This window comes from Bordetella genomosp. 1, assembly GCF_002261335.1.
Classification (GTDB): Bacteria; Pseudomonadota; Gammaproteobacteria; order Burkholderiales; family Burkholderiaceae_B; genus Bordetella.
Genome location: NZ_NEVL01000003.1, coordinates 1,402,172 through 1,426,186 on the forward strand (window position 1 = coordinate 1,402,172; position 24,015 = coordinate 1,426,186).

Sequence of the window (24,015 nt, forward strand, 5' to 3'; positions counted from 1 at the left end):
GTCAGGTAAGTCCTTCGATTTCAAGATTGCAGAAATTCATCAGCGGATAGGCGACGTCGATGCTGAAGTCCTTGTAGAAGCCATAGATCGTCAAGGGGCCGTACTCAGGCCGATCCGAACCGATCCACACACAAGGCGTAGCTCGCAGTCCTGACAGCAGGCGATAAACGGCGTCAAAGCGCGCTGTCTCGACCCATAGCCGCTGAGACATACGGCGGGAGTACCTCCGCTTGCGGAACGTCGTACGGCCCGATTCAGAGGTTTCCTTTCTGCTGTAGTCGATGATTCCCACCGAGCCGCCGTGCTCGGAATCGCCCAGGTCATAGGCCGTCCCGCACACCATCTCGCCGCAAGCAGGATTGCCGAATGCGGCGCGAATGCGAACGTCCAAATGGAGCGATCCATAAGGCGGAAGGTCCACGAGCACCAGTTCCGATAGCTGGGAGAACGGCTCGAAGAAATACTCGTACCAGTTCGTGACCACCGAGCCTTCCAGCACGCGGCTAGCTCGGTAAATCTCTTCACCACCCTCGCCGTTGGTACCTACCACCTCGACCGTTCGCGCGTCCAATTCCAGCAGCGCCAGGCTATTCACATAGCCAGGTTTGACCACCACACGGATTTCGTCCACGCCGACGGTCTGGGTGCTCACCTCGCCGTCGAACATGGCCCATCGGTTGGTCGGACCGGACACCGCCCAGTAAAGCGGCGCCAGGCCCGGCTGATTGCCCTTGTTAGGAGACTGAACCGACTCATAGATGGCATCATCGAAAACGACTTTCGCCCCCACCGGGTAATCTGTGCCCCCGTCGTAGGCCGGAACATCCTCGTCATGCACGTTGGAGCTGACAAGTTGCGCCGGCCCAATCACCACCGGCTTGATCACCTTCATCCTGTTTGCTCCTCGGTCTGCACCGCATCGGCCCCGTCACCATGCACGACAACCAAAAGCGGCTCGTCGGCATCCGGACGCACCACCAATCCGTCCGCCTCAATGCGATCAAGATGGCGCACGGCTTTGGCCGTGTTGCTCGCCGTAGCGCGCGCCTCAATACGCAGGCTTTCCATCTCTTGCCGAAGCGCCTGGTTCTCCTGAATTAGGGCTCGCAGCATTTCAACCACGCGCGCCTGATCTTCCGACCCAGCCAAAAGGCTGCGGGTCTGCGAAGCGCTGAAAATGCGCGACGGGCCGGTTACCTCCAGCTCCGGTCCCTGCTCGCCGACCAGGCGCAGCCCCCCCGAATGCATCCCGCCCGACGCGAATGCGGCTACGCTGTTGCCCGCCAAGGCGTTCACTACCTGGCGCAAGCCGTTGACAGTGGCATCCCGGCTTGCGTTGATGGCGCTGGTAATCACCTGATCGCCGGTGAGCGCCGACTTCTCCAGCTCTGCAAGGGTGGCATCGATCTGCCCAAGCAAATCCAAGCTTTCCTTCTGGTAGTCCTTCGGCGCCACGTCCCCCATCCGACCAGCTACCGCCTCAGCTCGCGCCAGCGCGGTAGCGACGAAAGCCTGGTACTGCGCCTCCGAGGAGAACGCACCGCCAGCCGCCTCGAGCATCGGCCCCAGAAGCGCGTTCAGGTCGCCGGCGTAGCCGGCAAGCGACTCGCCGTCCGCTCCCATCGCCTTCGCATATGCTTGGGCGAACTCACCCTGCATTTGCGCGAACTTCTCGTCCGAATCCAACAGGCCATATCGATAGTCCTTAATGGACTTTCGCAGGCCTGTCGCGCCTTCCGCGAGCAACTCTGCCAGCGCCTTCTGTGCTTCGTAATAGCGCACGGTCTCGGCACGAAGTTCACCCAGCTTTCCAACCGACTTCGTCGCATCAAGAGCAAAGTCTTGCAAGGCGTCGGCGTAGGAAGTCTGCTCTTCACGCGCTTTGTTTGCAGCCTCGGTTGCCGCGGCCTGCGCGCTAGCGGCAGCCGTCACCGCCGCTGCATACTGCTCCTGCAGCCTCGTTACCTCGCTGGCGGTCGGCCCAATCGCGGCAGCGGCTTGTGCAGCCGCGAGCGCGGCCTGAGCTTGAGCGTATGCCTGCTGGGCGGCAGGCAACTGGGCCTGGGCAATCGAGCGCTTTTCGTCCAGCTCGGCCCAGTTCTTCTTCTTATAGGGCACCGTTTTGGGTGCGTAGATGTCCCATTGCAGCTTATCGAGCCACGCGGTAGCCTCGTCCGCTCGACGCTGCGCGTCGGTCACTGCGCCCTGCTTGGCGTCATACGAGTCTTTGACGCTCGTGTATGCCTTCTCAGCGGCGTTGCGCTCCGAAAGCTTCTTGGCGGCCTCCACGTCCGCCGCCGTCAGCGCACCCGCCGCGGAGACCAGAGCGGTGTTACTCGGCAGTGCCGTATCGATGCCCTCGATCTCACGCTTGATCGCGGCAGGAGACATTGCAGCAGGATCCAAGATATCCTGGGCCGCCTGACGGACTGCAATACGCTCGTTCGCGATGCTATCCAGCAGACCGTGCAGGCGGTCCGCCAATCGCTCAAAAACCGCCCCCATTGCGGCTACGAACACATCTGCGTCAACATCCTTCAAGGCTGCCGCAAGGCCACCAAAATCGATGATGGTTGCGCCGATGCCGAGACGCAGCGCTTCGATCTCGTCAACGAGCCCCAGACTAGCCTCCTGCGCGCCAGAGAGCGTGCCTTCCAGCGCACCGCCGGAGGACGCGAAATCAAGAAGTCCCGACGCCGCGTCGAGGAAGATGCGAGAAATCTGGCCTAGCGACACCCCGGCGCCGGAAGCACTCTCCTTAAGCAAAAGCGCTTGAAGTGCAACCGTATTGAGCGCCGTTGCCACGCCCCCGCGGCCAGTGAAAGCCTCCAAAAGCTTAGCGGCGGTCTCTTGGCCGCGCCGCGCCGTGGCTTCGATAATTTCGGCGAACTCCGGCGCGATTGCCAACAACGCGACGTATGCATCTCGACCTGCCTGCGTCGTCAGATCGAGTGCAGAAACCATTGATCGCAACTCATCCATCGTGTTGGGTACGGTGACGTTGACCTTCTTCAGAACGTCGGCCATGTCCGCCAGGCTCAGCTTCGCTCGCTCGCTCTCGGTGTAATAGAGCTGGTAGTACTGCGCCGTCGCCTGGCTCATCGCGTCTATGCTGCCGAACGCGTCAACGAGCGCGGCCGCGGCTCCTGCACCCTCGACAGAAACGTCAAAGAGTTTTAGGTCCAGCAGTTTGAGAGCGCGATTGGCAGACCCAAGACTTGCCGACAGTCGCGACAAGGTAGCCGATGCCGCCTCACCCTCTTTCGAGAAGTCTCCGATATTCGGAATGAGGTAACGCACCATGTTCTCGCCAACGTTGGCGATTGCCTCTTGGATTAGACGCTCGTTCTCCGCCTGATCCTTGGTCAGCGTCACGCGGATCGTCTCGCTGTACCCGTCAAGCTTGCCTCCGGAGACGCCAATCGACTCGGCCAGCGAAGAGGCGTTCGCCTTCATCTCTTCGAAGGCCTGCGCAACGTCGCTCAAGAACGAGTCTCCAAGTGCGCCTACCTGCGTACCGCTCTTGTTGCTGCGGAACCAACCTCCTTTCTGCTTCCACGGCGTGCTGGTGTAGCCATTGAAGCCCAGGGAATTGAAGTCACCGACGAGTGTCGTGTCCTTGTATTCCTTGGGGCCGCGGCCGAACGCACGAGCGATGAGCGACGAACCCGACAGCATCGAAGCCCACTCGCCGCTCACGCCGATAGACCGCAGTGCTTTGTCGGTCCACAAGGACGGACCCGTGAGCATGTTGTATTTCGCTATGGGCGCCATCGTGCCGTTACCGGCGTCCCATCCTTGCTTATAGAGGGACCGGTTGACCATGGCGCCCGCGGCGATCCACCCAGCCACCGGGATCGCACTCGCGAACATCGATCCGGCACCAGCTGCTACGCTATTTGCCGTGGTCGGGCCAGCGAGCCCCGAGGCAAGCGTGGCGCCCTGGCCCGTCATGCCAAGGGCGAACTGCTGTGCAGCCGACGAGCCAATGGCACTGCCGATGGACGAGATACTTGACGCGAGTGTCGAGGTGATTCCCCCGGTCAGCGCGCTGTAGGCGGTACGGGCCAGGGTGATGTAGTTCATCAATCCAAGCCCGCCGCTGAGCGCGCTATTGCTGGTAGAGCCACCTAGGGCGCCCGCCGCGCCCCCTCCGCCGAACACCCCAGCCACGTTTGCCATGATCGTCGCTACGAACGGCTGCGCAAACATGCGGTAGATTTGGTCGGCAACCATCGTTTTAAATGTGGTGACCAGTGACTTTGTGAACGACTTCCAGCCGTTCTTGCCGTCGTTGAGCATGTCCGCGAAGCCCTGCCGGAAGACGTCGCCCACCTTGTCCACCGAACGCGCCCAGTCTTGCGCTGCCTCTTGTGCAACCTTCTTTTGAGCGTCCTTCACGTCCTTCGCCTGAATCGCCTGGCTCAAGCGCGTGCGCGCATCGATCTCCTGTTCTATCAGTTCGATCTCGCGGGAGGCACCGTCGAACCCTTCAAGCGCTGCACGCCGCTCCCGGAGGCGGGCGATCTCCAGGGCCTCAAGGGCACTTTTACTCATGCCATACGTGGATACTTGATCCTCGATGGCTTCGGCCTCCTGGCTGATCTTCGCAATCCCTTCCTGCAGTCCGGAAAGGTACTTCTCCCTGGCCTGTTGAAACTCCTGCATTTCTGCGTTCGCCCGCACCAACGCACCGGCCTCATCGAGTAGCGCCTTAGTACGTTCATAGTTCGCCCGAACTTGAGCCTTGAGCTTGCCAGAGAGCAGTTCTCCAATCTCCGCCGAGCGGCGTTCGAACTCATTGAGCTTACTGGTCTGCAAACCTCGCTGCGCCAGCTCGACCGAAAGCGCCTTTTCTTCTGCGATGCGTGCGCGAAGGCGGGCCACCTCCGATTCCACACCGGAAGGCCCCTTGTTGCCGTCCTTGTCCTCGAACTTTTTGTCGATAGCTGCAAGCGCCGTCTGATGGGCGGCATACACCCGCCGGTATTCCTCCGTCCCCTCCTTCAGCCCTTCGACCGCCTTCCGGAAGGCCTGCGTCTCCTTCTCGACCTCCAGCGTGCGTTGTTGCGGCTTCGTGTTGCGGTCGGCGTTGGAGAGATACTCGTCCCGAAACTGGGCGCGATTCGTCTGCGTCATGCGGTCGGCTTCCGCTTGCGCCGCGGCACTTTGCCACTTGATCAGATCGCGCAAGCCGACCTCCTGCGCGCGCAACCTTGCTGCTCTCGTGCTGTGGAAGAACGACGTGCCGATCTCCCCCAGTTCCTTTTGCACAGCCGCAAGACGGTCCTCCGGCGTGGTCTCGCGACCCACGTCCAGCATTGCGTCCCACGCCGAGCTGGCGGCGCCTTTCACGCCATTCCAAGCCTTCTCCCACAGGCTCAGATTCTGCATAATCTGTGGGCCGCGGCTCAGGAGCGCTTCGGCGTATGCATTTTGGGCCACCGTGGCCGCTTCGGATGCCTTGCCCTGTTGCACCAGCGCACGGATCTGCTCGTAGAGGCTCGCGGTGACGTAGTTTGCCCCTTCGTTCAGCTTCATGGTGGCCGCAAGCGGCGCCTTGGCCAACTCGGAGAACGCCTTTGCCGTGTCTTCCACTGCCGTGCCCGTGGCCCTCTCCCACACGACGGCGGCGGAACTGAATCGTTCGAGGTTCTCCGCCCCCGTCCGCGCGCCGGCTGCAAACACGGTAAGCGTAGCGGCCGCCTTTGCCTGCGAGCCTGCCACCTCAGCGACACGGCGAGACGCTTCCTGAAGGCGGCCGCTAGTCACTCCTGCCTGGTTGCCAGTTTCGATCAACGAGCGATTGAACGCCTGAGCTTCTCCCGCTCCCTTCGACCACGCAGCACCGACGAGTGCGACTCCGCCGGCAACCAGCGTGATGGGGTTGAGAAGGCCAAGGACATACTGGCCCATGGCTCGCGCGGCAGGCCCGATGCCGCCAAACATGTCCTTCAACTGGCCGCCCTGCTGGAGCAACACCGTCATCGGCCGTTGCCCACCTTGAAGCGAGACAACGATATCCGTGAACTGTGCGGGCAAGCCCCGCGTGGCGGCGTTCAGCGCCTTGGCGGACATGCCGAGATTCTCCATCACCGGCTGAGTGCTTTCCAGGGCTGCGCGGGCGACCTTCTGCCGCTCGGTCACCGTATTCAGCTGGTCCAAGTACGGCTTGAGCAGATTCGCGTCAACGCCGCGCTGGCTCGCCAGAGCCTGGTAGTACTCGGCAGTCCCCTTAGCGCCGGATTGCGCCACCGCAATCTGCCGCTCGATCTGCTGGACGAGGCTTTGCGCAGCGCGCTCAACCTTCTTACCGGCCTGTGCGGTCTGGTCGGCCGATTTGTTCAGGTTCTGCGATGCCCCGCGGCCTAGGTTTTCCAGAGACTTCTTCGCCTTGTTCGTCTCCTGCGTCACCTCGGCCATGGCCGCAGTCAACCCGGAGGCGTCGCCGGAAACCGCAACTACGCCTTCGGCAATGACGGTCTTGTTCGACATCGTGATACTCCCGTTCCCGCGCTGCGGGCTACTTCTTCGCCATCTCTTCCAACGCCGCTCCTTCGAGCACGCGCATCTGGCTTTCCAGCTCGTCGTACTCTTCCAGCGTCAAACCCATTCGGTCCATCTTGTGGAACATCACGCCATAATCGAGGCCGACAGCTCCGCCCATGCCCACACGCCACTGAGTGCGCAACTCCACGAACAGCACGAATGCGCGCTCGTTCTCAGGCCAGATCTCGACGGGATCGCCGGCCACGTCTTCCTCAGTTAGACCGAAGGCCGCTAGCTCCTCGACACTCGGCGCCTTGGCGTAGAGGGCCGAGGCGAGGGCTATCAGTTTCCCGTGCGGGCCTTAGCCAGCTCTTCGATGTACGCGGTGAAGACCGCGCGAGCCGAGCCCACGTAATTGTTCACCAGCGTGGTGATGTGCTCTTCGTCGAACGGTTCCTCCAACTCCCAGCCGGAGGCGACTGCGAGCACCATTTCCGTGTCTTCCATGTCCGTCATCTGGTTCTCGATGAAGTCCTTGAACTCATCCTTCGTCCGGTGTTTGAAGGTGAACTGGACCGCCGAATAACCACCGCCGGGCACCGGAAGAGGCACCGCCAGCTTGAAGGTGGGATTCGGTTTGAGGCTGAATTTGGTCTTGCCGGCCATGTTGTGGCTCCTGTATATGGTGTATCGATGTGAAGTCTTCCGGCCCCGTTTCAGGACCGGCTAATACCGAGCGGCTCGATTAGGCGGCGTAGCGCACCGGCCGCGACAGCAGCGAGAAAGTGGCTTGCACGCCCATCACTTCGCCCTTGGTCATCGAGGGCGTTTCGTTGAACGACACATAGCCGTTGTAGAGAAGCACCGATCCATTCGGGAAAGCGATGCGAAGGGCGCGCACGTCGCGCGCCTCGGCGGCGGCCTGGAGCGCCTTGTAGCCCGGCAGCGACGGATCGTCGGCGATGGTGAACGTCAGGGACTGAGCGCTCGCCTGCGTCGGGATCTGCGCCTCGAAGTCGTTTTCGAGGAAGCTGTACGTCGCGAACTGCATTTCGCCGCCGGAGGTGGACGTCTCCAGGACCTGCGTGATCTGCGTGAACGCGGTGATCTCGCGCAGGCTGCCATTGCCGGTGCCAGCCGGGAACTGGACGGCGCTCTGCGTATCCGCGCCGGCGAGGGCGAACGAGCCCGCAGCCGGGTCCGCGACACGGAAGATGCGCTCGTTGAGTTTCTGCCACCCGGACTTCAGCTCGATCAGCGCATTCGCAGCGAGGCCATGCGCCGCACTGGTCAGCACCGCGGGAGTGGCGTTGGTGATGCCGGTGACCGGCTTCACGGCACCGTAGCCGGTGGCGAGCGACAGAATGACACCATTGGGAAGGGAAACAGCCATGTTGGCTCCTTATCGATAGACGAAAAAAACCCGCCAGGCGGCGGGCTGTGTTGTGGGTGCCCCTCGCAGGGCGTGGTGTTGCTCAGGATTGCGCCAGAATCTCCGAACGTAGCTCGAGCGACAGACTGATTTCAGCGAGTGCCGCGGCACCGCCTAGGGCAAGGCCGAGGCCAGACACCTCGGCCGAAAAGTAATGAACGCCGAACCCCGGCACCGTCAACTGAAAGCTGTGGGCCTGGCCGGAGGCAACTGCCGCCGCAAGCATCTCCTGACCCGCATCACTGATGCGATACAGGTCCAGGCTCCACGATGCCGGCGCGCGTCCTACGCGTCGCTGATACGGTGTCTCGCCCCCGATGGGCATATAGGGTGCGGTCTGGTACTGAGTCACCAACGTGCCGAAGACTTTGCAGCCGCGTACCTGGGTGAATGGTAGGGCCGCGAACCCTGCAGCTGACTTCTGAGCCGGCAGGGCTGCCGAGATCCACAGGCGCGCATTGAGAAGGAGACTCGGGGTAGTCATGATCTTTCGTACCAAATGCTGAAGTCCTGTTGGGCGCCTTTGAAGCCGGTCAGCTCGTCGCTACGATCGATCGGACCGCCCAACGGTAAGCCGAACGCCGGCGCAGAGCACAAGGCCTCCTCTACCGCAGCCATGACGCGAGACACCTCCGCCCGCCCCTTGCCCCACACATTGATCTGCATCCTGGCGTTGGCCTTGTCGGGGAGCGTGCCATCGACATAAACCAACGGGGCACCGCCTGCTCGCTGAAAAGTAATGAAAGGCAGCGGCGTATCTGCTGTGGCCGTATCCGGATAGACGCGGTCGTTTACCAGAGGCCCCAAGGCGGCGATGATCTTCGCCTCAACCATTCCGCACCTCCATAATTTTCTCTGCAAGTCGGTTCATCCCTGCCTTCACCGCCTCTGGCATTTTGGCGTCGACGGATACGCGTAGATAGGGCTGCGCCGGCACGAACACGGGCGTCTTTAGCGGCTGGTCCTTGATCGTGACCCATTCTCCGCCGGGCAACCGCTTGATCTTGTGCTTGCGCCAATGCCCGTGCTCGACCAGCCACCAATGGGGAGCCTTTCTCTTGTTCACACCGACGAGGTAGGTCTTTCGGTCTGGGCCAGACGCCGCATCATCGAACCATCGATAGATGGCCGATTGCAGTGTCCCAAGCCGTAGAGGCACACGCTCGCGCATCTCGTCATACAGCACGACTGCCATCGCATGGACTGCGGGGCGCACTGCCTTTTCTTTGATCTCATCAAAAAATGACGCAACCTGCTTGGCAATATCCCCCTCGAAGGAGAAACCGACCTCATTTCGTTTGTGCGTCTTAGTGGCTCGATACTGCCGCCTGGTCATGCTTCCGCCTCGGCAGGCGTGAGCAGTCGGCAAACCAAATCGGTATGCTCCCGCTCCTCTTCGTCTCTGAGCGCCGCCTCCACCTCGTAGACGTCCTGACCGTGTTGCAGCCGCATTCCGCTCGCCAGGTCACGACGGTATGCAACCCGCACGCTAGCCTTGACCACAGCGCGCTCTGCCCCAGCCTTGACCAGCTGGAGCCCGGAGGAATGGCGGATATTCGCCCACATCCTGTTTCCGAAGGGCTGCCAGGAGTAGACGAGATCGTTGGCGTCGTCGCGCGCCTCCACCCGCGAGAGGATTTGCACGCGCTGGTTTCGATTGCCGACGTCCATGTCAGAACCTCCGGGGCTGCGTGACGGGCAGCAGCAGCGAATCGGTGAAGCTTCGCGGCATTTCTTGCACTGCCTCGCCCTTCGCCAACAGCGCCCGGTGCTTGTACATCCAGCCGCAAGCCAACAGCATCCACGACACCACCGATGGAATCCGGCCGAAGTCCTCTACTCCCGCGCGATATGTCACAACGCCCGAAAGCCCGCCATACCCTGGCGCATCAATACGCGCCTCCGTACCCAAGTCGGCGAGCGTGTAAGCAGCGGCTGGCACCAACTTGCCCCCCACGTTCAGCTCGCAAATTTCGACTACCTGCCCGAGCGACAACGGGTAGTTCGTCAAACTGGGCAGTTGCTCACGATACCGCGCCATTCGAAGCGCAGCACCGGTCCGAGCCTCGGCCAGTTGGCGCGCAGCAGGAATGACGATGCTGGACAACATGAGGTCTTCGTCGTCGTGATCGATCTTGCAATGCAGCTTCACTTGATCGACGCTGAGCGGTTCTTCGGCGGCGAGAAACTCCAGCAGAACCGCCGCCATCGTTAAACTCCCGCCGCCGGCTTACCGGCGCCAGCACCGCCTGCTTTGCCGGCCGGCTTGCCTTGGCTTTCGTCGCCGCCGTCTTCCTTGCCGGGGATGTAGGTTTCAGCCACCTTGGCCTTCACGTAGCGGGCGGCCTGCTCTTCGCTGTCGAAGCCAGCGATGTCGCCGGGCGTATACGGTCCGGCCGCTTTGATGAACTTGATAACGTGCTTCTTTGCCATGAACTCACCTGTTAGTTGCGATAGTGAAGCGCACCGGGTTGAGGCCGGCGCGCCTAGGTTTAGGCGCCCCAGGCAACCTTATCGAGCACAGCGATCGACTCGACGTGGCGCGGCCCGAAGTCGTGCTTGCAGATCACGCGCACCAGGGTCTGGTCACGCTGGAACGCGGAGACGATCTCGCCTTCGGCGTCCTTGTAGGTCGCCTCGCTGCTGTACGCCAGAGCGAACTGCTCATCTTCCCCGATGAACATATCGTTGAAGTCGGCGAAGTAGACCTCGGACTCGTTACCGTTGGCGCCGAGGTTCACCGGCACCTGCGTGGTCTTGCCCACCGGGTAGCCTTTGAGCTGGCCGTTGTCGATTTCAGGATAGGCCTTGTTGCCATTGCCATCGCGCAGGCTGCCCAGGAAGCGCAGCGTGCGCGGCGACATGACCCAGCCAGGCTGGATCAGGTTCGCGTCCGCCATTTCCAGCAGCAGAATCATGCTGTTGAGTGCCGTGTCGACGATACGAAGCCGCTCCACCGCATCGGACACCGAAGCGAGGCTGGGCGCCGGGATCACGTTGGTGGGCAATGCCCAGAAGCGCATCCCCTTCGGCAGGTCGCCGGCCCCGTTGTCACGGATGAACGCCTTGTCCTCGCGCGCGGCCACCGCGTTGGTGAGGTCATTCACGATCAGACGGTCCACATTCGGATTGCTGCCGGAATAGGCCAGCAAGTCATTGCTGATGGGGACGATAGCGGCCATCTTCTTCGACTTCAGCTTCAGGTCATCGAAGCTGGCGCCGGTCGTCGGGATATCGGTGTCGCTACCGATGTAACCCACCTGGGCGCCGCCACGCAGGCGCGGAATGGTCAGGTTGCCGTTGACGAGCGGCATGGGCTGCGCGCCCAGCTTGCGCACCACCGCCTTCGGCCGCAGAAGCTCGATCACCTCGGACGAAAGATTGGTCGGGACGAGCACACCGCCCGCCGCGGGGTCCAGGGTATTGAGGGAGGCGGCGACATGCTCGCCGTAGCCGCGATCCAACGCGAGCTGGGCCGCGGCGCGATTGTCGCCACGGGACGCAGCCAGCACGCGAACCATCTGCGCGACCTGGGCGCCGGGCACGTCGGGCGTGCGCGGTTGAACGGGCACGGTGCGGCTGGCGCCGAGCGCCTCCAGGCCTTGTGCCGGCTGCGCGGTCGAGGCGGCCGCGCGGTCGGCGGCCTCTGCCCGTTCGATCTGCTTGGTGAACGCCTCGAACTGCGTCTGCAGTGCATCGAACTGCGCGAGCTGCTCGACGCTCAGCTGGCCGCCCTCGGCCTCCACCTTTGCCAGCGCCTGAATCTGGTCGTTGACCTTGGCGCGTTCGCTGCGGATTTCATGGATCTTCATGTAATGCGACTCCAAATAAAAAGCCGCCCTTAGGCGGCTGGTTTGTTTCTCCCGCGAACGCGGTCAAAGTTTGTTTTGAGTGTCCGCGGCGACTGCTCGCGCCGAGACGCTTCGATGCGATACGGAACGGCGCGTGGCGTGGGCATCGGCGGCTATCCGATCTACCGCCACCTGGGGCGTCTCGACCTGATCGGCCAGTCCATGGGCGACGGCTTTCTTGCCGAAAAACACGCCCGCCTCGGTTTCTCGGATGGTCGCTACAGATTGCCCTCGGTTGCGTGCCACAGCCTCGGTGAACTGCTCGTACATGTCCTGCACCATCCCGTGCAGGAAGCCCAGGGCCTCCACGCTGGCCGGCTCAGCGGAGTTCAGATCATTCTTGCGCGCGCCAGCGAACACGGGGGTAATCTTGACGCCTTCCGCCTGGAGCTTTGCGCTCAGGTCGAGGTGGCGCGCGATCACTCCGATAGAACCGACCCCGGACGTCTGGCTCACGATCAGCGTCGAAGCTGCGCTTGCGATCCAGTAGGCGGCAGAGTAAGCGCTGAAATTGGCAATCGCGGTAATGGGCTTGATCGACCGAGCTGCGTAGATTTCTTCTGCCAGCTCCCCGCAGCCCAGCGCGCTGCCTCCGGGACTGTCCACGTCCATCACGATATGGCTCACTGCAGGATCGGCGATAGCCGCGCGGAACGATGTGCGGATATCCTCGTAGCTGGTCATCGTTTCGCACATCTGCAAGTGCGCTTCCCGCGAAACCAACAGCCCGTGAACCGGCAACACATACACTCCCGTCTCGCTCGCGGCACGGCGGCGACGCTCGCCAGGCGTTTCCGCCCGGGGCTCGGAATCGTCGTAGTAGCTCTGCGGCTCTGCCAGCCGCGCGGAGGGCAGATTGATGATGTTTAGGTTCATGGCCCGGTTTGCCCAGGCCACGCCCAGATCCAGCATTTGATCGGTCACAGCCATCGGCTGATTAAAGATCATGCTTGCCAAGCGGTGATAGTTCTTCACGAAAGTACCTTTGCGATCTCTTCGACCGCTTTCGGATCAGCCCCTCCCTGCGCTGGGATCGGCTTCGTCGCGTCCACCATGTTGAGCGGATGCAGATATACGTCCCCACCAGGAACCGGTGGAAGGTTCTCCAGGCGTCGAATGTCGTTGATCGAAAGCCAGCCCCACTGACGCCCCACCGCGTAAGCCGCATATCGCGCGGCGGTGTTGCCGCGGAGTAAGCCGGCGACGTTGAACTCGATGTAGTACTCGCGCCGCTCTGCGCCAGAGAGCAAGTCGCGCATCATGGCCTGCTCGTGGCGGCGGACCCATGGCATGAGGCAGTAGATAACGTACTGAATCTGGAGGTTCTCGACGTTGTTGTAAGTTGCCCCTTCCATGCTGCCAGTCATCGGCAAAGGCACCTTGTAGATTCGAGCCATGCTCAGGTCTGTCAGGTTCAACGCCGCGACAAGGTCGGCGTCGACGTTGTTCGGCACGAGCGGCTTGAATGTCATGCCTTCTTGCAGCAACGCCACCTTGCCCGCGTTCGCGGCGCCCCCGAACTTTGACATCCAGTCTTCTGTGATGCGGTCAACGCCTGCCTGGCTTTCGATGGCGGGCGCCTCCTTTGGCCGCTCCAGCACACCCGAAAGCGCAGTCCCATGCCGGAACGACTTGCTGGCATACTCGCTCAGCGCCTGGGTGTGGCCGATGCTGTCGGCATGCAGCATTACCGGGGAGAGTCCGGTGTAGCCGTCCACGGAAAACCACCGGACGTGGTGGATATGCTCTTGGCTCAGGGCCGCTTGGGATCCCACTTTGTAAAACGGCCGTCTGTCAGCGCCGATCAACACAGAAACGTTGTCGCTGCTCAGCGGGTAGAGATTCTGAATGCGGCCACGCCCGTCGCGGTCGATGTAGGTGAAGGCGTTGCCACGCAGCCCTGCATGTCCTTGGGCAAGCTCCATCCGATCAAACGGGGTCTGCCACGGGTTCGGCCTGTACTTCAGAACGTCGTAGAGAGGATGATCCCGGGCAGCCTTTCGGCTGTCCTCGCCAACGCGGCGGAACATTTCCAGCGGCAGCTGCGCCATGCTTTCGGCCAGCAGCGTGACGCAGGTTTGCATCATCGGCAGCGCCAGAGCGGTACGTTCGTTCACGCGTTCGCCCGACGCCGACCGCCGCCCACCGATGAATCCGGGCGACCACCCGACGCCACTGCCAAGGGTCTGCTTTGCTGCAGCCTCTTTGTAGAAGAACAATCCCACGTCTACCCTCCTTCCGCTGGCCTGTGGGCCTGCTCGATGCGCACCTGCGCGGCCCATTCCGCCCGCCACGCCCAGGCCATCAATCCGACGCCACCAACGATGTACGCCGCCGGGATGTAAATCATCGCCACGCCGACCAGCAACGCAGCGAAGCCCAGTACGCCCACCACGCCGGCCAGCAGCTCCAAACGGCTCATAACCCTACCCCCTCGTCATAAATGCTCTTGCGCCGAGCCGCCACCGGATTGAGGTTGAGCAGAGAAACCATGTTGAAGAATGCCATCAAGGGGTCGATCTTCGCGGTGCCGCTCACCGCCTTAGAGACGTAAACGGCGTTTCCTGCCTGGGCGGTCATCGCGTTAGATACACACCACGCCATCAGGGCTTGGCCGCAGTGCAGCAAATCGCCGCCCGCGAGTTTGCGCTCCGCCGTCTTGATGGCGCCATTGAGGCGCCACCCCTGCGAGATGGCAATAATCTCGTCCGGGAGGAACCCGCGGTCGGGCGACGTCAGCTCCGTCACGATGTCGCCAATTCCGGAGGCGTCCACTCCGACTGCCATCTTCTCTGGCATAAGGCCCGACCTGCGTACCTGGCAGAGGATCTCGGCCACCTCCCACACGTCCTCGCCTGGCTGTTGCACGATCACAAGGTCCCCATCGCGCTCGAAGTCGCGCAGTCGAGGCGCAATCTCCTTGCGCCGCTCCAGAGCAATGGAGTGTGCCCACGCCCGCCCCCAGTGCAGCCAGCGTCTTGTTCTGCGCTCGCGCCCGCCAACGGCAAGCCCGAGCAAGTCATCCAGACCGCCGCCGTCGATGCCGGAGACTGCCACCTCGCATCGATCTAGCAGCTCCTCTAATGTCGTTGGCTCTCCCAATGCGGCGCCAATCCAGAATTCGGATCCGACCCAACGGCCGGCGCGCAGATTCAACCCAATCTCGACGTTCAGATGCTTTGCCAAGAACTGCTGGAACGCTCCATCCGTGCGCGCACGCATCAGCTTGAGCTGGTCCGAGAGCCATTCAGCGTTTACGGATTTACCCAGGTTGGGGTTCGTGATGTAGAAGTTGGCAGGATCGAGATACTGCTTCTCCTCGAGCATTGCCCGCGGGAACTCGAATAGGATCGGAAGCGTCTTGGAGTCATCCACCTTGCCGTCGCGCACATCGCGCCAGTAGGTGAGCTTTTCCTTGAACACGCCAGCCGGCGGTTCGTCACTCTGAGTAGTGAGGTAGATCACCCAGCCTTCGTCGCGCGAGGGCTGCCCGCCCAAGGCTTCGAGGAACATTGCCGCTGCATTCGGGCGTTTTCCGAATACCCACAGCTCGTCCACAAGGACACGTCCCGCCTTTTTTCCGGACACCGTATCGGTGTCCGCCGCCACCACCTTCAGGCAGTTCCGGTTACCCCGATGAGTGATAGTGCGTACGTGCTCCTGAATGTGAAACATATCCGACAGTTCCTCGTCGGCGCGCACCATCGCTGCCGCAGGCTTGAAGCTGTTGTCGGCAACTTCCTTCGTCGGCGCCAGGATCAGATGCTCCTCCTCCTCGCGCCAACACATGATGAGAGCCGTGAGCATGGTGCCCGCGGCAATCGTGGATTTCGTGTTCTTCTTGCTGATCAGCAGCCCGTACTCTCGGATCAACTGCCGCCCCGTCTCCGCGTCATAAGCCCCAAAGATGGCTCGCACAAAGTCGAACACCCATTCTTCCGAACACTCACCGAACGTCGGCGGACGCCACTCGTCAATAGCCTCGTCATAGACTTTCGGCAGATCTACGACTTTCAGCTGCTTGAATATCCCCAGGGCGTACTCCGCCTGGTCGGCGTAGATGGGCGGCGGAATGATCGACTTCCGCGCAACCAGTCGATCCGCCCAATCAACACATGCCGTCGTTGCCGTCATCGCTTACCCTTTTCCGACAACGCGCAAATGTGTCGGCGGCGACGACGGCGCAAATCGCCCACCTGTTGCGGCCTTCGCAGCCTGCTTTTTCGCGTCTTTCTTTCCTTGCTCGCCAATCTTTCCGTGCACATAGGGCACCCAGGCTTTCGCGGCATCAACCCGCAGCTTCATATCCTGCTCAGGGTCGTTCGCAACCGCCTTCAAGAACTCCAGCGGATCGGAGTACAGCTTGCCCAAATCGGGCAGTTCAACAGAGCGCCCTTCGGCCGCAGCCTGCTCCTTCAGTTTGTTAACCTCGTTAACACGCCCGAGGGCTGCAACTACATCCTTGTCCTTCATCAGGCGGGACGCTGCAACGGCCGCCCCTTTTTCGCTGTAACCCGCGTGGATAGCGGCTTTCGCACCGGACAGGCCCGACTGCAACGCCTGCACGAAGCGGCGTTTTTTGTCGGTTAATGCCATTAACAACCTCGGTTAACAAATCCCGAAAGCGGGAAATTTTCTGCGCGTGAGGGAACGGTCGGTCTAGACCCCCTGGGGGGTGGGGGTTCCCTACCCCCCCACCCCCTAGCCGACCCTGCCGGCGGCCTCCTGCGCCTCCTGGCGGGCCTTCAGGCCGTCGTGGCAGGTCTTGCAGAGGGGCTGCCAATTCGCGCGATCCCAGAACAGCTGCGCGTCGCCTTCGTGCCTTTCTATATGGTCCACGACCGAAGCCGGCGTGGTCCGCCCCGCTCGGATGCAGTACCGGCAAAGAGGGTTCGCCAAAAGGAACGCGGCGCGGGCCTTCTGCCATCGGTAGCCGTAGCCTCGTTGAGCAGCAGTGTGGCGATGCGCTCGCCAAGAGGCTGTCTGCAGTTCGCGTAGTTGCGGACGCAAAGTAGGGATGACGGACTTGAGCGTGGCGATTTTGGGCATGGAGAAACGAGCGAGGGAATCACATCTGCTATCGTTACAAATTCCTACCGTTCTGACCGAGGTACCCATGGCAGGTGCATTTCAGCGCGACTTCGATGGAAACGTCCTTACTGCTCGCACGGACTATCTGTGGTTCCAAACTGTGAAGGAGATCGAGGATCGGCCACGCTTCTGTGCCGCTCTTCAGATAGCTGACGGAGAGCTCTCTAATATCATCGGCGCGTACCGAGTCCCTGCGAATCCGCCATTTCATTGCGGACTTAATGGCTGCAATCAACCCCATCAAAAGGGTTTTTTGATAGCCGACAAGTCGGGAAGGGAAACCGTCTGTGGCAACGTCTGCGGACGTCGCAAACTCGGAGCGGAGTTCGTGGAGCTTGCTAAGCGGTTTGATGCAACCCTCGCGCAAGCTCAAAAACAACAAACCCTGGCGGACCTTCAATCGAAAGCCGCTGAATCTCTCGACATCATTTACAAACTCGAGAGCGAGCTGAAGCTTGTCTACTCGCCTATCAAAGCTATCCGTCAAGAGTTCCGACAGGAAGCGAGTGCAGAGCCTTTGATCAGGAATCTCATCCGGGAAGGAGGCACCATTAAGCGCCCACGGCAGTTGTCTGAACGCGAAAGGGAGATAAGCGGCAACCCTAAAGTTAGGTTTGTGAACGAGGTAGTCGGGCAGGTCCGCGGCGTCCAAGCGCTAGAGACGTTTGCCCGAATAGCAAACATCGTAGATGCAGACCTCCGGGGCAAGGTGAATGCCGTGGCGAGGATCAAGAACGTGGAAGACGTAAAAGGACGGGAGCTAACTGAGTTATCGTCCGCGGTTCAGCGAATGCCTGCGAAGTTTGCGGAAGTGCGGGAATTTCTTTCGATCGCTGAAGACTTTCTTGCGCCGGTCAATTTCCAAGAACTGACGAAGATCACCATGATGGAACGCGCGAATGAACGGAAATTGCTGCCGATTTTCGATACCATTCGCCCGTACTTCGGACGACGCCCGACCGGGTCCCAAGTTGGTCGAGCATAAAAAAACCCGCCTGCGTTTGCCAGGCGGGTTTGCTGGACACAATAATGCACCGTATCCGTTAAGGCAGGATTCTCGCCATGTTTTGGCGTATGGTCAACAACTTTCTTTGTCGCCGACTACGCCTGATGCAAGCAGCCTGCGCTCCAGTTCGTTGATTGCCTGGTTGAACACGCCCATGCCATCGCCGAAGAGCCACCGCTTGATCCTGCCGTTGTGAGTGCCCGCCGTATGTCGGTCCACCTGGCACAGCTCCGCCAGCTCGATCAAAGACACCTTCGCCCCGAAGTGCTTCTGTACCAAGCCGGCGCAGAGCCTACGGTTGACGATGCAGCCCGACAGAGCTCCAGCGATCGCCGCGGTGGTCACAACGGAGATAGCGTCGAGCCATTCGCCATTGGTCTTGTGACCCGAGCAGCAAGCCACACCGCAACCGCAAGGCTCGGACTGAGGCGCTTTGCCTGCAATGAGCAATGCCTGATCGAGGGGTGAAAGACGCCCCAGCTCGGCCAACGTCATCGCCGCCTGCCCCGCGCCGTCCAACCCCGAGAGGCCCAGGCCACTAGACGACTGCGGCCCTGCGGCCACACGGTTCATCAACGGCCGATCGTACTGCTGCCGCGAGAAGTTGAAGGCAAACACGAGCGCGTCGTGTGCGCTTCGAAACAGAGGTTCGGGCGCCGGCCGCAGCACCGCCCGCGCTGCGCGGCGCGGCATGTCAATAGAAAGAGTGGCGTTCATCAGATAATCCCCGGGCAATTGCTGGTCGTGGGCAGCTTTTCGCGCAGCCATTGCATGGCGGGCTCCCATTCGAGCGTGATCGTGTGTCGGCCCAGAACGGGCCAGTGGCTGCTGTTGATGTGGTGTGCGTCGACCATCACGCGGATCGGGCCCCCAGTCTTGCGAAAGATGAGCACGGGCAGGCCGTGCGCCCCCGCCTGCGCTTGCGCTTGACGCCACCACGCGGGCAGCGCCAGAGTGTTGGCATGCTTGCACTCGATGCTGATTCGAGCGTACGCAGGGTTGTCGGCGATCACGTCGCTATCGTTCGCTTGGTTGCGGACACGCCGACGCCAGGTAGTGCCGGTCGCCTCCGTGAGCATGTTGGATACAGTGCGCTCGAAAGCAGCGCCCTTTTGTCGTTGCATCAGGCCCACTACGCCCCCGGGTTCGATTGTTCGATGGCGCGACGCGCCATTGCCACCACGGTAGGCGAGTAGCGCCGACCGCCCTTCCTGCCCATCTCCGCCAGGATGCGCTTTGCTCCCCGCTTCGGATCTCGTCCCTGGTCGCCAATGACTGCGCCAGCAGCGCTGGTGAGCTTCTTCAAAGCCCGCTCGGCCTGCTCCGCCGTCACAGCCGTCTTGTCAGGCGCAGGCAGCGCCGCCACAGGCGCCGGCACGGGCTCCCAGGTGCCGCGAGACAGCTCCTCCGAAAGTGCCGACTCCCAACGCGTCCTGAGCACCGCATAGCCGCAGTTCTCCATGTCGTGACGGCCAATGCGCACCGTTGCCCAGTAGATCGCGGGATGAGCCCAATGCCCGGTCTCTCCCCGCTTCCGCGCGGCGAGTCCGCGCACTGCGTCATGAAAGGCGTTCTCCGGAATCAGGAAAGGCCGGCACAGCTTCATGAACTCGGAAAGCGAGGGCGGCCAGTCGTAAACGCGACGGCATGCCCTCAGCCCCGTCGCTACGTCGTTGGGCGTGAGTCCATCTTCGACAAACGCTTCTGCCCAGCCTTCCAGCCACCCCGTGATGCTCTTCTCCTCCGTGAACTCCTTCGTCCACTTCCCCGGATACATCGCGTTGAAGCGATTCCAGAGGTGCACGATGAGCGAGACGTTGTCGAGCTTCGGTACGGGCGCAAACCATGCGGCCATGTCATACGTCGATCGTGCGAGATTCGTCATAGCTCCCTCCTCGGCTGTTTCCGTTGATGAACGCGGAAGGGTTGAAGCGCTTGGCGCCCCCGCCCGTGGCCTGCATGCCGTTCGGAGCGAACAGGCCTTGCCATCCGGCTGCGATGCTGTGGCGGATCACCTCACGCGGTCCGTGCCCAGCCTGGCGCAGCTCGGCCAGCCTCCGCAGCTGCTCACGGGCAGCCAGCTCGGTGATCGGCTTGCGAAGCTCGACGCGGTGTTTCACCCAATCGGCCCAGTCGTCGGCATCCAGCCAGCCCGGCAACTCGATCGACAGCGGATCGAATCCCGGCGAGCGCTTGCGCGCGCTCTTTTGTTCTTTAACGGTTCCTTTATGGTTCATTGACGGATCGGGTGCAGCTGCTGCACCCCGTTCGGTCGTCATTTGCACCCCGTCGTGTCGTAGATTGCACCCCGTGGCGTCGTCATTTGCACCCCGTTCGACACGGGGTGCAGCCATCGCACCCCGTTCAACGCCCCCGGAATGTTCCACGCGGGGTGCAGCCATTGCACCCCGTGACAGATCGATGTCGTAGCAGACCGGACGCTGATCGGCACGACGAATGTAGGCGCTGACCAGCTGCTGGTTCCCGCGGCTGATGATCCCCTGCTTCTCCAGCTCTCGAAGCTTGCTCTGCACCGTGCGCGCCGAAAGGCCCGTGTCAGTGCACAGGGTCGCGACAGAGGGAAAGGCCCCCTTCCCGTCCGGCCCTGCATAGTTGGCGAGGCACAGAAGCACATGGCGTGCGGAAGCTTCCGTCACTACCTGCTGCCCCAATGCCCATGTCATCGCCTGTACGCTCATGGCGACTCTCCGTACATCTGTTGATAGGCCGTCTCGGCTTCGGCGGGCCAGGCGCCCAGCTCGATCAACCGCAGACGGGTTCGTGAAAGGCCCAGGTCGAACGCGGCCGCCTTGTCTTCGGCGGGCGCTGTCGATTGGTCCAGATAGGTGTGGCAGCCGTAGCAACCGAAGGCGATGGCCCAGTCGTGCGCCTTCAGCCAGCCGCCCTTGCCATGGCGCGCCTGGTTGGAATGGCACGCCACGGTGGTCTCCGTCCCGCCCTGGCACCAGCTGGGAACGCGCAAGAGGCACTTCTCGCCTTCTGCCATGCCCAGCAGCGAGTGGTTGCGGTAAACGGTCTTGGTCTTGCGCTTGCCTGAGCGGCGCGCCTTCATCGCGGCCCGCGGCGGCGCCATCGGGGTCTTGCGCTCGAGCGGCTTGCCGCGCTTCATCGGGCTCCGCTTCATTTCACGCGCTTCCACACCTGCGCGCCGGTCATGCCGCGATGGCTCTTGCGCAATACGCCAGCCTGCTCAGCACGCCACAACGCATCCTCGGCGGCGGCGCGAGCGGCCTGCTCTGCCTTGACGCCCTTCCAGGGTTCAACCGGCACCATGTAGGCCTCCAAGGTCTTGCCCAGCTCATGAAGACCGATCCCATGGCGCGCGTTCAGGATCAAGCCGCGCGCGGCCTGGTTGCCATCCGCATTCAGCTCGAACCCGCAATACAGGACACGCGCACGCGGAGCGCGGTCCGTAGCCCAGGCGGTTTGCTTCGCATCCACATGTGCGAGGAACGGCCGGCGAACCTTCTCGTGGAAAGCTGCAGCTGCAGCCGGGCGGTGGTCCAACTCAGCTCGGCTGGAGACGCCGCAGACGCGGCGCACGTAATCCGCCGCATTGCCCGCGCCAGACACGCCGCAAGGCGTGCCGCCCGCGACGGACTCAACCCATCGCTGAAAGTCGGTCCGCGTGCAGAGCTGCCCAGCCAAACGAGCGAGCGCCCCACCCTTCCGGTCAAATAGTCCAGCGCGCGTCATTGTTCGGCCATCCCTTCGAGCCGCGTGTTGATCTGGCCCACGGCCGTCATGACGCCTGCACCGGCCTCACGGATGCGTGCCAGCTCAGCGCTGTCCACGCCCCCATCCGAGAGCGCCTTGTGGATCTCCTGGCCGTAGGCGCCGCTGGCAACCATGAAGCCAACAACTTGCTCCAGGACCGACATGTCGGTTTCCCCGCGGCAGGTCGTAGGCGCCTTCACCAGCAAGAATCCGTGCGAGTGCGCAAGGGCCGCGAGGATGCGGTGATCGTCGGTCATGCGCATGAGCCGGTCCGCTTCGGACAGGCTCAGGTGGTGAGTGGTGTTGTTCGGGTTGACCTTGTTGCGCAGGACGGCAGCCGAGATTCCGACCAGCGGCCCCAGCGACTCGCTGCCGCCCTTGTACTCATGCACGGTCAAGTCCGCCGCGGTGATGATGTTCATTTGCTTTGTCCCTGAACGTATTTATTTCTGAAGCCCAGTCCTAGCATTCGGCTATGGACTCAACTCACATCAATCGGACCAATCTGCACCTTGGTAGCCGTAGAATCAGTGGCGTTTTCGTCACCTACTCCCAATTCCAAGGAAGACGCATGGACCTGTCGCTCGTCGGCACTGCTCTCACTTCGATCAACGCCGCCATCTCTCTCGGCAGGGGCGCGGTTGCCCTCCGGGACGATGCCAAGGCGCAGGAAATAGTTGGGGCCATGAACGAACAGCTTCTCGACGCTCAGCAGCGTCTGTTCGAACTCAGCGCTGCCCTTCTCGCGCTGCAACAGGAGCACTTCGAGACCGCACAAGAATTGCGAGAATTGCGAGAAGCCCTCGCAGAGCGCGACCGCTACTCGCTTTTCAGACTGCCCAACGGCCAGTTTGCATATCGGGTGAATGGCACCCCAGCACTGGGCGGGGCCGCTGATCCAACTCTCCCGGAGCCGGATCACTACATCTGCCAGCAGTGCTTCGATGGCGGGGGAAAGCACAAGGTCGTGCTGCAACGTAGGTTCCGCGTCGGCGCGGGGTCCTATCACCTCGAATGCCCCGCCTGCAAGATCAGTTTGGCCGCGCCGGATTGAAGGTTTCATCATGCGTTTGCCTGGTCGTCGGCCGACGCGTTGACCGTGGCCAGCTCGGGCCAGATGCGCTGCCAGTCGTCGGGGCGGAGGTCGCGGCGCGATACCGCGCCTTCGGTTGCGCGCTCAATCTCCAGGCAACGCCCGATCGGCACCTGCCTTACCCCGTTGGCCCATTGGTATATCTGCACCGAGTGACATCGAATGGCCACCGCCAGCCGAGATTGGCGCCCGCGCTGCGCGCCAAGATATTCAGATAGGTTCATAGCGCCTCATAAAGATGAAGCGAACTTTAGCGAATCGCTTAATAACAGTCAAGCGAATCGCTCATGCCTCTGTTTAGCGATTTGCTATCAAATGCCCTCATGAAAGCCGTTGCAGAAATTCGCCTTGAGAATCTAGAGCACCTGGTCTCGGAGGCCGGTACCGCTGAGCGTTTGGCCGAGCGCGCCGGCCTGTCGCCCGTATATTTGAGTCAGATCCGGAGCCGCGCTGTAGATAGAAAAACCGGGAAGGCTCGCAACTTGGGGACAGCAGCCGCACGCAAGCTGGAGGCCGGCATGGCGAAGCCAGCGGGCTGGATGGACACCGAACACGCGCGCCAAGCGGAAGCTGCCTTGGGAGAGGGGCATGCCGGTCGGATTGGCTTTGTGATCCAGACCCTGCGCATGCTTCGGGGAATGACTGTCGAGAATCTCGGCGATGCCGCAAACTTATCTGCGCGCGAGATTGAGGCGATCGAGAAGGACGAGAGCGTGCCGGGTGGATCTTTGAAGTTGATCGCCGCAGCTCTTCGGCTGCCCGAAGGGGCGCTCACAGATTTGGTAGGAAAAGGCTTCGGCGAAATCGCGGCGACCCTCATGAAGGGAGGAGGGCTCGCGGTTGGGACAGAGAGCGATGGCGTGGCGTACATCGGCCCTTACCAAGCAGACCGCATGATTCCCGTCATAGGGACCGCCCAACTGGGCGAAAACGGCTTTTACGAGATGCTGGAGTACCCTGCCGGCCACGGCGATGGCTACATCCGCTACAAATCCAAGGATCCGAATGCCTACGTGCTGAAGGTTCGCGGAGATAGCATGAAGCCAGCGATTCGGAATGGCTGGTACATCGTTGTGGAGCCGAGCGGCACTCCCACGCCTGGCGAGTACGTGGTGCTTCAGCTAGAAGACGGAAGGAAGATGGCGAAAGAATTGCTGTTTCATCATCCCCGAACTCGAGACATTGAAGTCATGTCGGTGAACGGCGAGGTCCGAATGAGCATCCCTGGATCGGCCCTTGTCAGCGTGCATCCGATATGCGCCGTGGTGCCGCCGAGCCAGCTCATAGAGCCGTAGGCTGCACATCCCCCAGCCCT

General features: G+C 61.8%; 29 protein-coding genes. 3 read left to right on the top strand and 26 right to left on the bottom strand.

Annotation, left to right across the window (positions count from 1 at the left end):
• Window position 1: 1 nt before the first annotated feature.
• From CEG14_RS14810 to CEG14_RS14895, 18 genes are all read right to left on the bottom strand, one after another.
• Window positions 2–892: a hypothetical protein gene (locus CEG14_RS14810; protein WP_094827088.1), complete on the bottom strand. Its 891-nt coding sequence runs from the start codon at window positions 890–892 to the stop codon at window positions 2–4.
• A complete protein-coding gene (locus tag CEG14_RS14815) occupies window positions 889–6,495 on the bottom strand; it encodes a phage tail tape measure protein (RefSeq protein ID WP_094827089.1) in 5,607 nt (1,868 codons plus the stop codon). The genes CEG14_RS14810 and CEG14_RS14815 overlap by 4 nt, the downstream gene beginning before the upstream one ends.
• 28 nt (window positions 6,496–6,523) lie before the next feature.
• Window positions 6,524–6,835, bottom strand: coding sequence for a DUF1799 domain-containing protein (locus CEG14_RS14820; RefSeq protein ID WP_306437035.1), 312 nt, complete (start codon window positions 6,833–6,835; stop codon window positions 6,524–6,526).
• Window positions 6,832–7,155: a phage tail assembly chaperone gene (locus tag CEG14_RS14825; RefSeq protein ID WP_094827091.1), complete on the bottom strand. Its 324-nt coding sequence runs from the start codon at window positions 7,153–7,155 to the stop codon at window positions 6,832–6,834. The genes CEG14_RS14820 and CEG14_RS14825 overlap by 4 nt, the downstream gene beginning before the upstream one ends.
• A gap of 79 nt (window positions 7,156–7,234) precedes the next feature.
• The gene (locus CEG14_RS14830) at window positions 7,235–7,882 is read right to left on the bottom strand and encodes a phage tail protein (protein WP_094827092.1); all 648 of its coding nucleotides are present in this window, start codon (window positions 7,880–7,882) and stop codon (window positions 7,235–7,237) included.
• 82 nt (window positions 7,883–7,964) lie between these two features.
• A complete protein-coding gene (locus tag CEG14_RS14835) occupies window positions 7,965–8,405 on the bottom strand; it encodes a hypothetical protein (RefSeq protein ID WP_094827093.1) in 441 nt (146 codons plus the stop codon).
• Window positions 8,402–8,755 (bottom strand): DUF3168 domain-containing protein, encoded by a 354-nt coding sequence (locus CEG14_RS14840; RefSeq protein WP_094827094.1) that lies wholly within the window; start codon window positions 8,753–8,755, stop codon window positions 8,402–8,404. The genes CEG14_RS14835 and CEG14_RS14840 overlap by 4 nt, the downstream gene beginning before the upstream one ends.
• Window positions 8,748–9,257: an HK97 gp10 family phage protein gene (locus CEG14_RS14845; protein WP_094827095.1), complete on the bottom strand. Its 510-nt coding sequence runs from the start codon at window positions 9,255–9,257 to the stop codon at window positions 8,748–8,750. The genes CEG14_RS14840 and CEG14_RS14845 overlap by 8 nt, the downstream gene beginning before the upstream one ends.
• The gene (locus CEG14_RS14850) at window positions 9,254–9,592 is read right to left on the bottom strand and encodes a phage head closure protein (protein ID WP_094827096.1); all 339 of its coding nucleotides are present in this window, start codon (window positions 9,590–9,592) and stop codon (window positions 9,254–9,256) included. Before CEG14_RS14850 ends, CEG14_RS14845 begins: the two co-directional genes overlap by 4 nt.
• A 1-nt stretch (window position 9,593) precedes the next feature.
• On the bottom strand, window positions 9,594–10,130 hold the full coding sequence (locus tag CEG14_RS14855; RefSeq protein ID WP_094827097.1) for a head-tail connector protein: 537 nt from the start codon (window positions 10,128–10,130) through the stop codon (window positions 9,594–9,596).
• 2 nt (window positions 10,131–10,132) lie between these two features.
• Window positions 10,133–10,354 carry a hypothetical protein gene (locus CEG14_RS14860; RefSeq protein ID WP_094827098.1) on the bottom strand — a complete coding sequence of 74 codons (222 nt, stop codon included), beginning with the start codon at window positions 10,352–10,354 and terminating at the stop codon, window positions 10,133–10,135.
• 59 nt (window positions 10,355–10,413) lie between these two features.
• Window positions 10,414–11,733, bottom strand: coding sequence for a phage major capsid protein (locus tag CEG14_RS14865; RefSeq protein WP_094827099.1), 1,320 nt, complete (start codon window positions 11,731–11,733; stop codon window positions 10,414–10,416).
• Between the two features lie 63 nt (window positions 11,734–11,796).
• Entirely contained in the window at window positions 11,797–12,747 is a 951-nt protein-coding gene (locus CEG14_RS14870) for a S49 family peptidase (RefSeq protein ID WP_094827100.1), read from the bottom strand.
• Window positions 12,744–13,997: a phage portal protein gene (locus CEG14_RS14875; protein WP_256985718.1), complete on the bottom strand. Its 1,254-nt coding sequence runs from the start codon at window positions 13,995–13,997 to the stop codon at window positions 12,744–12,746. The genes CEG14_RS14870 and CEG14_RS14875 overlap by 4 nt, the downstream gene beginning before the upstream one ends.
• A gap of 2 nt (window positions 13,998–13,999) precedes the next feature.
• Window positions 14,000–14,194: a hypothetical protein gene (locus CEG14_RS14880; RefSeq protein ID WP_094827102.1), complete on the bottom strand. Its 195-nt coding sequence runs from the start codon at window positions 14,192–14,194 to the stop codon at window positions 14,000–14,002.
• Window positions 14,191–15,906, bottom strand: coding sequence for a terminase large subunit (locus CEG14_RS14885; RefSeq protein WP_094827103.1), 1,716 nt, complete (start codon window positions 15,904–15,906; stop codon window positions 14,191–14,193). The genes CEG14_RS14880 and CEG14_RS14885 overlap by 4 nt, the downstream gene beginning before the upstream one ends.
• Before the next feature lie 3 nt (window positions 15,907–15,909).
• Complete coding sequence (locus CEG14_RS14890; RefSeq protein ID WP_094827104.1) at window positions 15,910–16,368, bottom strand: terminase small subunit; 459 nt, start codon at window positions 16,366–16,368, stop codon at window positions 15,910–15,912.
• 105 nt (window positions 16,369–16,473) lie between these two features.
• Window positions 16,474–16,890: an HNH endonuclease gene (locus CEG14_RS14895; RefSeq protein WP_306437028.1), complete on the bottom strand. Its 417-nt coding sequence runs from the start codon at window positions 16,888–16,890 to the stop codon at window positions 16,474–16,476.
• Here CEG14_RS14895 and CEG14_RS25775 point away from each other — a divergent pair.
• Window positions 16,790–17,848 carry a hypothetical protein gene (locus tag CEG14_RS25775; protein ID WP_179280563.1) on the top strand — a complete coding sequence of 353 codons (1,059 nt, stop codon included), beginning with the start codon at window positions 16,790–16,792 and terminating at the stop codon, window positions 17,846–17,848. The genes CEG14_RS14895 and CEG14_RS25775 overlap by 101 nt on opposite strands.
• A gap of 93 nt (window positions 17,849–17,941) precedes the next feature.
• Here CEG14_RS25775 and CEG14_RS14905 read toward each other — a convergent pair whose 3' ends face one another.
• From CEG14_RS14905 to CEG14_RS14935, 7 genes are all read right to left on the bottom strand, one after another.
• Window positions 17,942–18,586 carry a hypothetical protein gene (locus CEG14_RS14905; protein WP_094827107.1) on the bottom strand — a complete coding sequence of 215 codons (645 nt, stop codon included), beginning with the start codon at window positions 18,584–18,586 and terminating at the stop codon, window positions 17,942–17,944.
• Window positions 18,586–18,993, bottom strand: a complete 408-nt coding sequence (locus CEG14_RS14910) for a putative PDDEXK endonuclease (protein WP_094827560.1) — start codon at window positions 18,991–18,993, stop codon at window positions 18,586–18,588. Before CEG14_RS14910 ends, CEG14_RS14905 begins: the two co-directional genes overlap by 1 nt.
• Before the next feature lie 8 nt (window positions 18,994–19,001).
• Window positions 19,002–19,754, bottom strand: a complete 753-nt coding sequence (locus CEG14_RS14915) for a hypothetical protein (RefSeq protein WP_143277220.1) — start codon at window positions 19,752–19,754, stop codon at window positions 19,002–19,004.
• Window positions 19,726–20,568 carry a helix-turn-helix domain-containing protein gene (locus tag CEG14_RS14920; protein ID WP_094827109.1) on the bottom strand — a complete coding sequence of 281 codons (843 nt, stop codon included), beginning with the start codon at window positions 20,566–20,568 and terminating at the stop codon, window positions 19,726–19,728. Before CEG14_RS14920 ends, CEG14_RS14915 begins: the two co-directional genes overlap by 29 nt.
• Complete coding sequence (locus CEG14_RS14925; protein ID WP_256985721.1) at window positions 20,565–20,999, bottom strand: DUF1364 domain-containing protein; 435 nt, start codon at window positions 20,997–20,999, stop codon at window positions 20,565–20,567. Before CEG14_RS14925 ends, CEG14_RS14920 begins: the two co-directional genes overlap by 4 nt.
• An 11-nt stretch (window positions 21,000–21,010) precedes the next feature.
• Window positions 21,011–21,397, bottom strand: coding sequence for a hypothetical protein (locus CEG14_RS14930; protein ID WP_143277221.1), 387 nt, complete (start codon window positions 21,395–21,397; stop codon window positions 21,011–21,013).
• Window positions 21,398–21,582: 185 nt separating this feature from the next.
• Window positions 21,583–22,029: a phage regulatory CII family protein gene (locus CEG14_RS14935; protein WP_094827112.1), complete on the bottom strand. Its 447-nt coding sequence runs from the start codon at window positions 22,027–22,029 to the stop codon at window positions 21,583–21,585.
• Between the two features lie 149 nt (window positions 22,030–22,178).
• Between CEG14_RS14935 and CEG14_RS14940 the strand changes: the two genes are divergently transcribed.
• Entirely contained in the window at window positions 22,179–22,661 is a 483-nt protein-coding gene (locus tag CEG14_RS14940; protein ID WP_094827113.1) for a hypothetical protein, read from the top strand.
• Between the two features lie 8 nt (window positions 22,662–22,669).
• Here CEG14_RS14940 and CEG14_RS14945 read toward each other — a convergent pair whose 3' ends face one another.
• Window positions 22,670–22,924, bottom strand: a complete 255-nt coding sequence (locus CEG14_RS14945; protein ID WP_094827114.1) for a transcriptional regulator — start codon at window positions 22,922–22,924, stop codon at window positions 22,670–22,672.
• Window positions 22,925–22,987: 63 nt separating this feature from the next.
• On the opposite strand from CEG14_RS14945, the gene CEG14_RS14950 reads away from it, so the two are divergent.
• Window positions 22,988–23,995 (top strand): XRE family transcriptional regulator, encoded by a 1,008-nt coding sequence (locus CEG14_RS14950; protein WP_094827115.1) that lies wholly within the window; start codon window positions 22,988–22,990, stop codon window positions 23,993–23,995.
• The last annotated feature ends 20 nt before the right edge of the window (window positions 23,996–24,015 follow it).

Excerpts from the sequence above, each read along its gene's own strand:
- CEG14_RS14810 (WP_094827088.1), bottom strand. The coding sequence starts at position 892 with ATGAAGGTGATCAAGCCGGTGGTGATTGGGCCGGCGCAACTTGTCAGC.
- CEG14_RS14815 (WP_094827089.1), bottom strand. The coding sequence starts at position 6,495 with ATGTCGAACAAGACCGTCATTGCCGAAGGCGTAGTTGCGGTTTCCGGC.
- CEG14_RS14825 (WP_094827091.1), bottom strand. The coding sequence starts at position 7,155 with ATGGCCGGCAAGACCAAATTCAGCCTCAAACCGAATCCCACCTTCAAG.
- CEG14_RS14830 (WP_094827092.1), bottom strand. The coding sequence starts at position 7,882 with ATGGCTGTTTCCCTTCCCAATGGTGTCATTCTGTCGCTCGCCACCGGC.
- CEG14_RS14835 (WP_094827093.1), bottom strand. The coding sequence starts at position 8,405 with ATGACTACCCCGAGTCTCCTTCTCAATGCGCGCCTGTGGATCTCGGCA.
- CEG14_RS14840 (WP_094827094.1), bottom strand. The coding sequence starts at position 8,755 with ATGGTTGAGGCGAAGATCATCGCCGCCTTGGGGCCTCTGGTAAACGAC.
- CEG14_RS14845 (WP_094827095.1), bottom strand. The coding sequence starts at position 9,257 with ATGACCAGGCGGCAGTATCGAGCCACTAAGACGCACAAACGAAATGAG.
- CEG14_RS14850 (WP_094827096.1), bottom strand. The coding sequence starts at position 9,592 with ATGGACGTCGGCAATCGAAACCAGCGCGTGCAAATCCTCTCGCGGGTG.
- CEG14_RS14855 (WP_094827097.1), bottom strand. The coding sequence starts at position 10,130 with ATGGCGGCGGTTCTGCTGGAGTTTCTCGCCGCCGAAGAACCGCTCAGC.
- CEG14_RS14860 (WP_094827098.1), bottom strand. The coding sequence starts at position 10,354 with ATGGCAAAGAAGCACGTTATCAAGTTCATCAAAGCGGCCGGACCGTAT.
- CEG14_RS14865 (WP_094827099.1), bottom strand. The coding sequence starts at position 11,733 with ATGAAGATCCATGAAATCCGCAGCGAACGCGCCAAGGTCAACGACCAG.
- CEG14_RS14880 (WP_094827102.1), bottom strand. The coding sequence starts at position 14,194 with ATGAGCCGTTTGGAGCTGCTGGCCGGCGTGGTGGGCGTACTGGGCTTC.
- CEG14_RS14885 (WP_094827103.1), bottom strand. The coding sequence starts at position 15,906 with ATGACGGCAACGACGGCATGTGTTGATTGGGCGGATCGACTGGTTGCG.
- CEG14_RS14890 (WP_094827104.1), bottom strand. The coding sequence starts at position 16,368 with ATGGCATTAACCGACAAAAAACGCCGCTTCGTGCAGGCGTTGCAGTCG.
- CEG14_RS25775 (WP_179280563.1), top strand. The coding sequence starts at position 16,790 with ATGACGGACTTGAGCGTGGCGATTTTGGGCATGGAGAAACGAGCGAGG.
- CEG14_RS14895 (WP_306437028.1), bottom strand. The coding sequence starts at position 16,890 with ATGGGTACCTCGGTCAGAACGGTAGGAATTTGTAACGATAGCAGATGT.
- CEG14_RS14905 (WP_094827107.1), bottom strand. The coding sequence starts at position 18,586 with ATGAACGCCACTCTTTCTATTGACATGCCGCGCCGCGCAGCGCGGGCG.
- CEG14_RS14910 (WP_094827560.1), bottom strand. The coding sequence starts at position 18,993 with ATGCAACGACAAAAGGGCGCTGCTTTCGAGCGCACTGTATCCAACATG.
- CEG14_RS14915 (WP_143277220.1), bottom strand. The coding sequence starts at position 19,754 with ATGACGAATCTCGCACGATCGACGTATGACATGGCCGCATGGTTTGCG.
- CEG14_RS14920 (WP_094827109.1), bottom strand. The coding sequence starts at position 20,568 with ATGAGCGTACAGGCGATGACATGGGCATTGGGGCAGCAGGTAGTGACG.
- CEG14_RS14925 (WP_256985721.1), bottom strand. The coding sequence starts at position 20,999 with ATGAAGCGCGGCAAGCCGCTCGAGCGCAAGACCCCGATGGCGCCGCCG.
- CEG14_RS14935 (WP_094827112.1), bottom strand. The coding sequence starts at position 22,029 with ATGAACATCATCACCGCGGCGGACTTGACCGTGCATGAGTACAAGGGC.
- CEG14_RS14940 (WP_094827113.1), top strand. The coding sequence starts at position 22,179 with ATGGACCTGTCGCTCGTCGGCACTGCTCTCACTTCGATCAACGCCGCC.
- CEG14_RS14945 (WP_094827114.1), bottom strand. The coding sequence starts at position 22,924 with ATGAACCTATCTGAATATCTTGGCGCGCAGCGCGGGCGCCAATCTCGG.
- CEG14_RS14950 (WP_094827115.1), top strand. The coding sequence starts at position 22,988 with ATGCCTCTGTTTAGCGATTTGCTATCAAATGCCCTCATGAAAGCCGTT.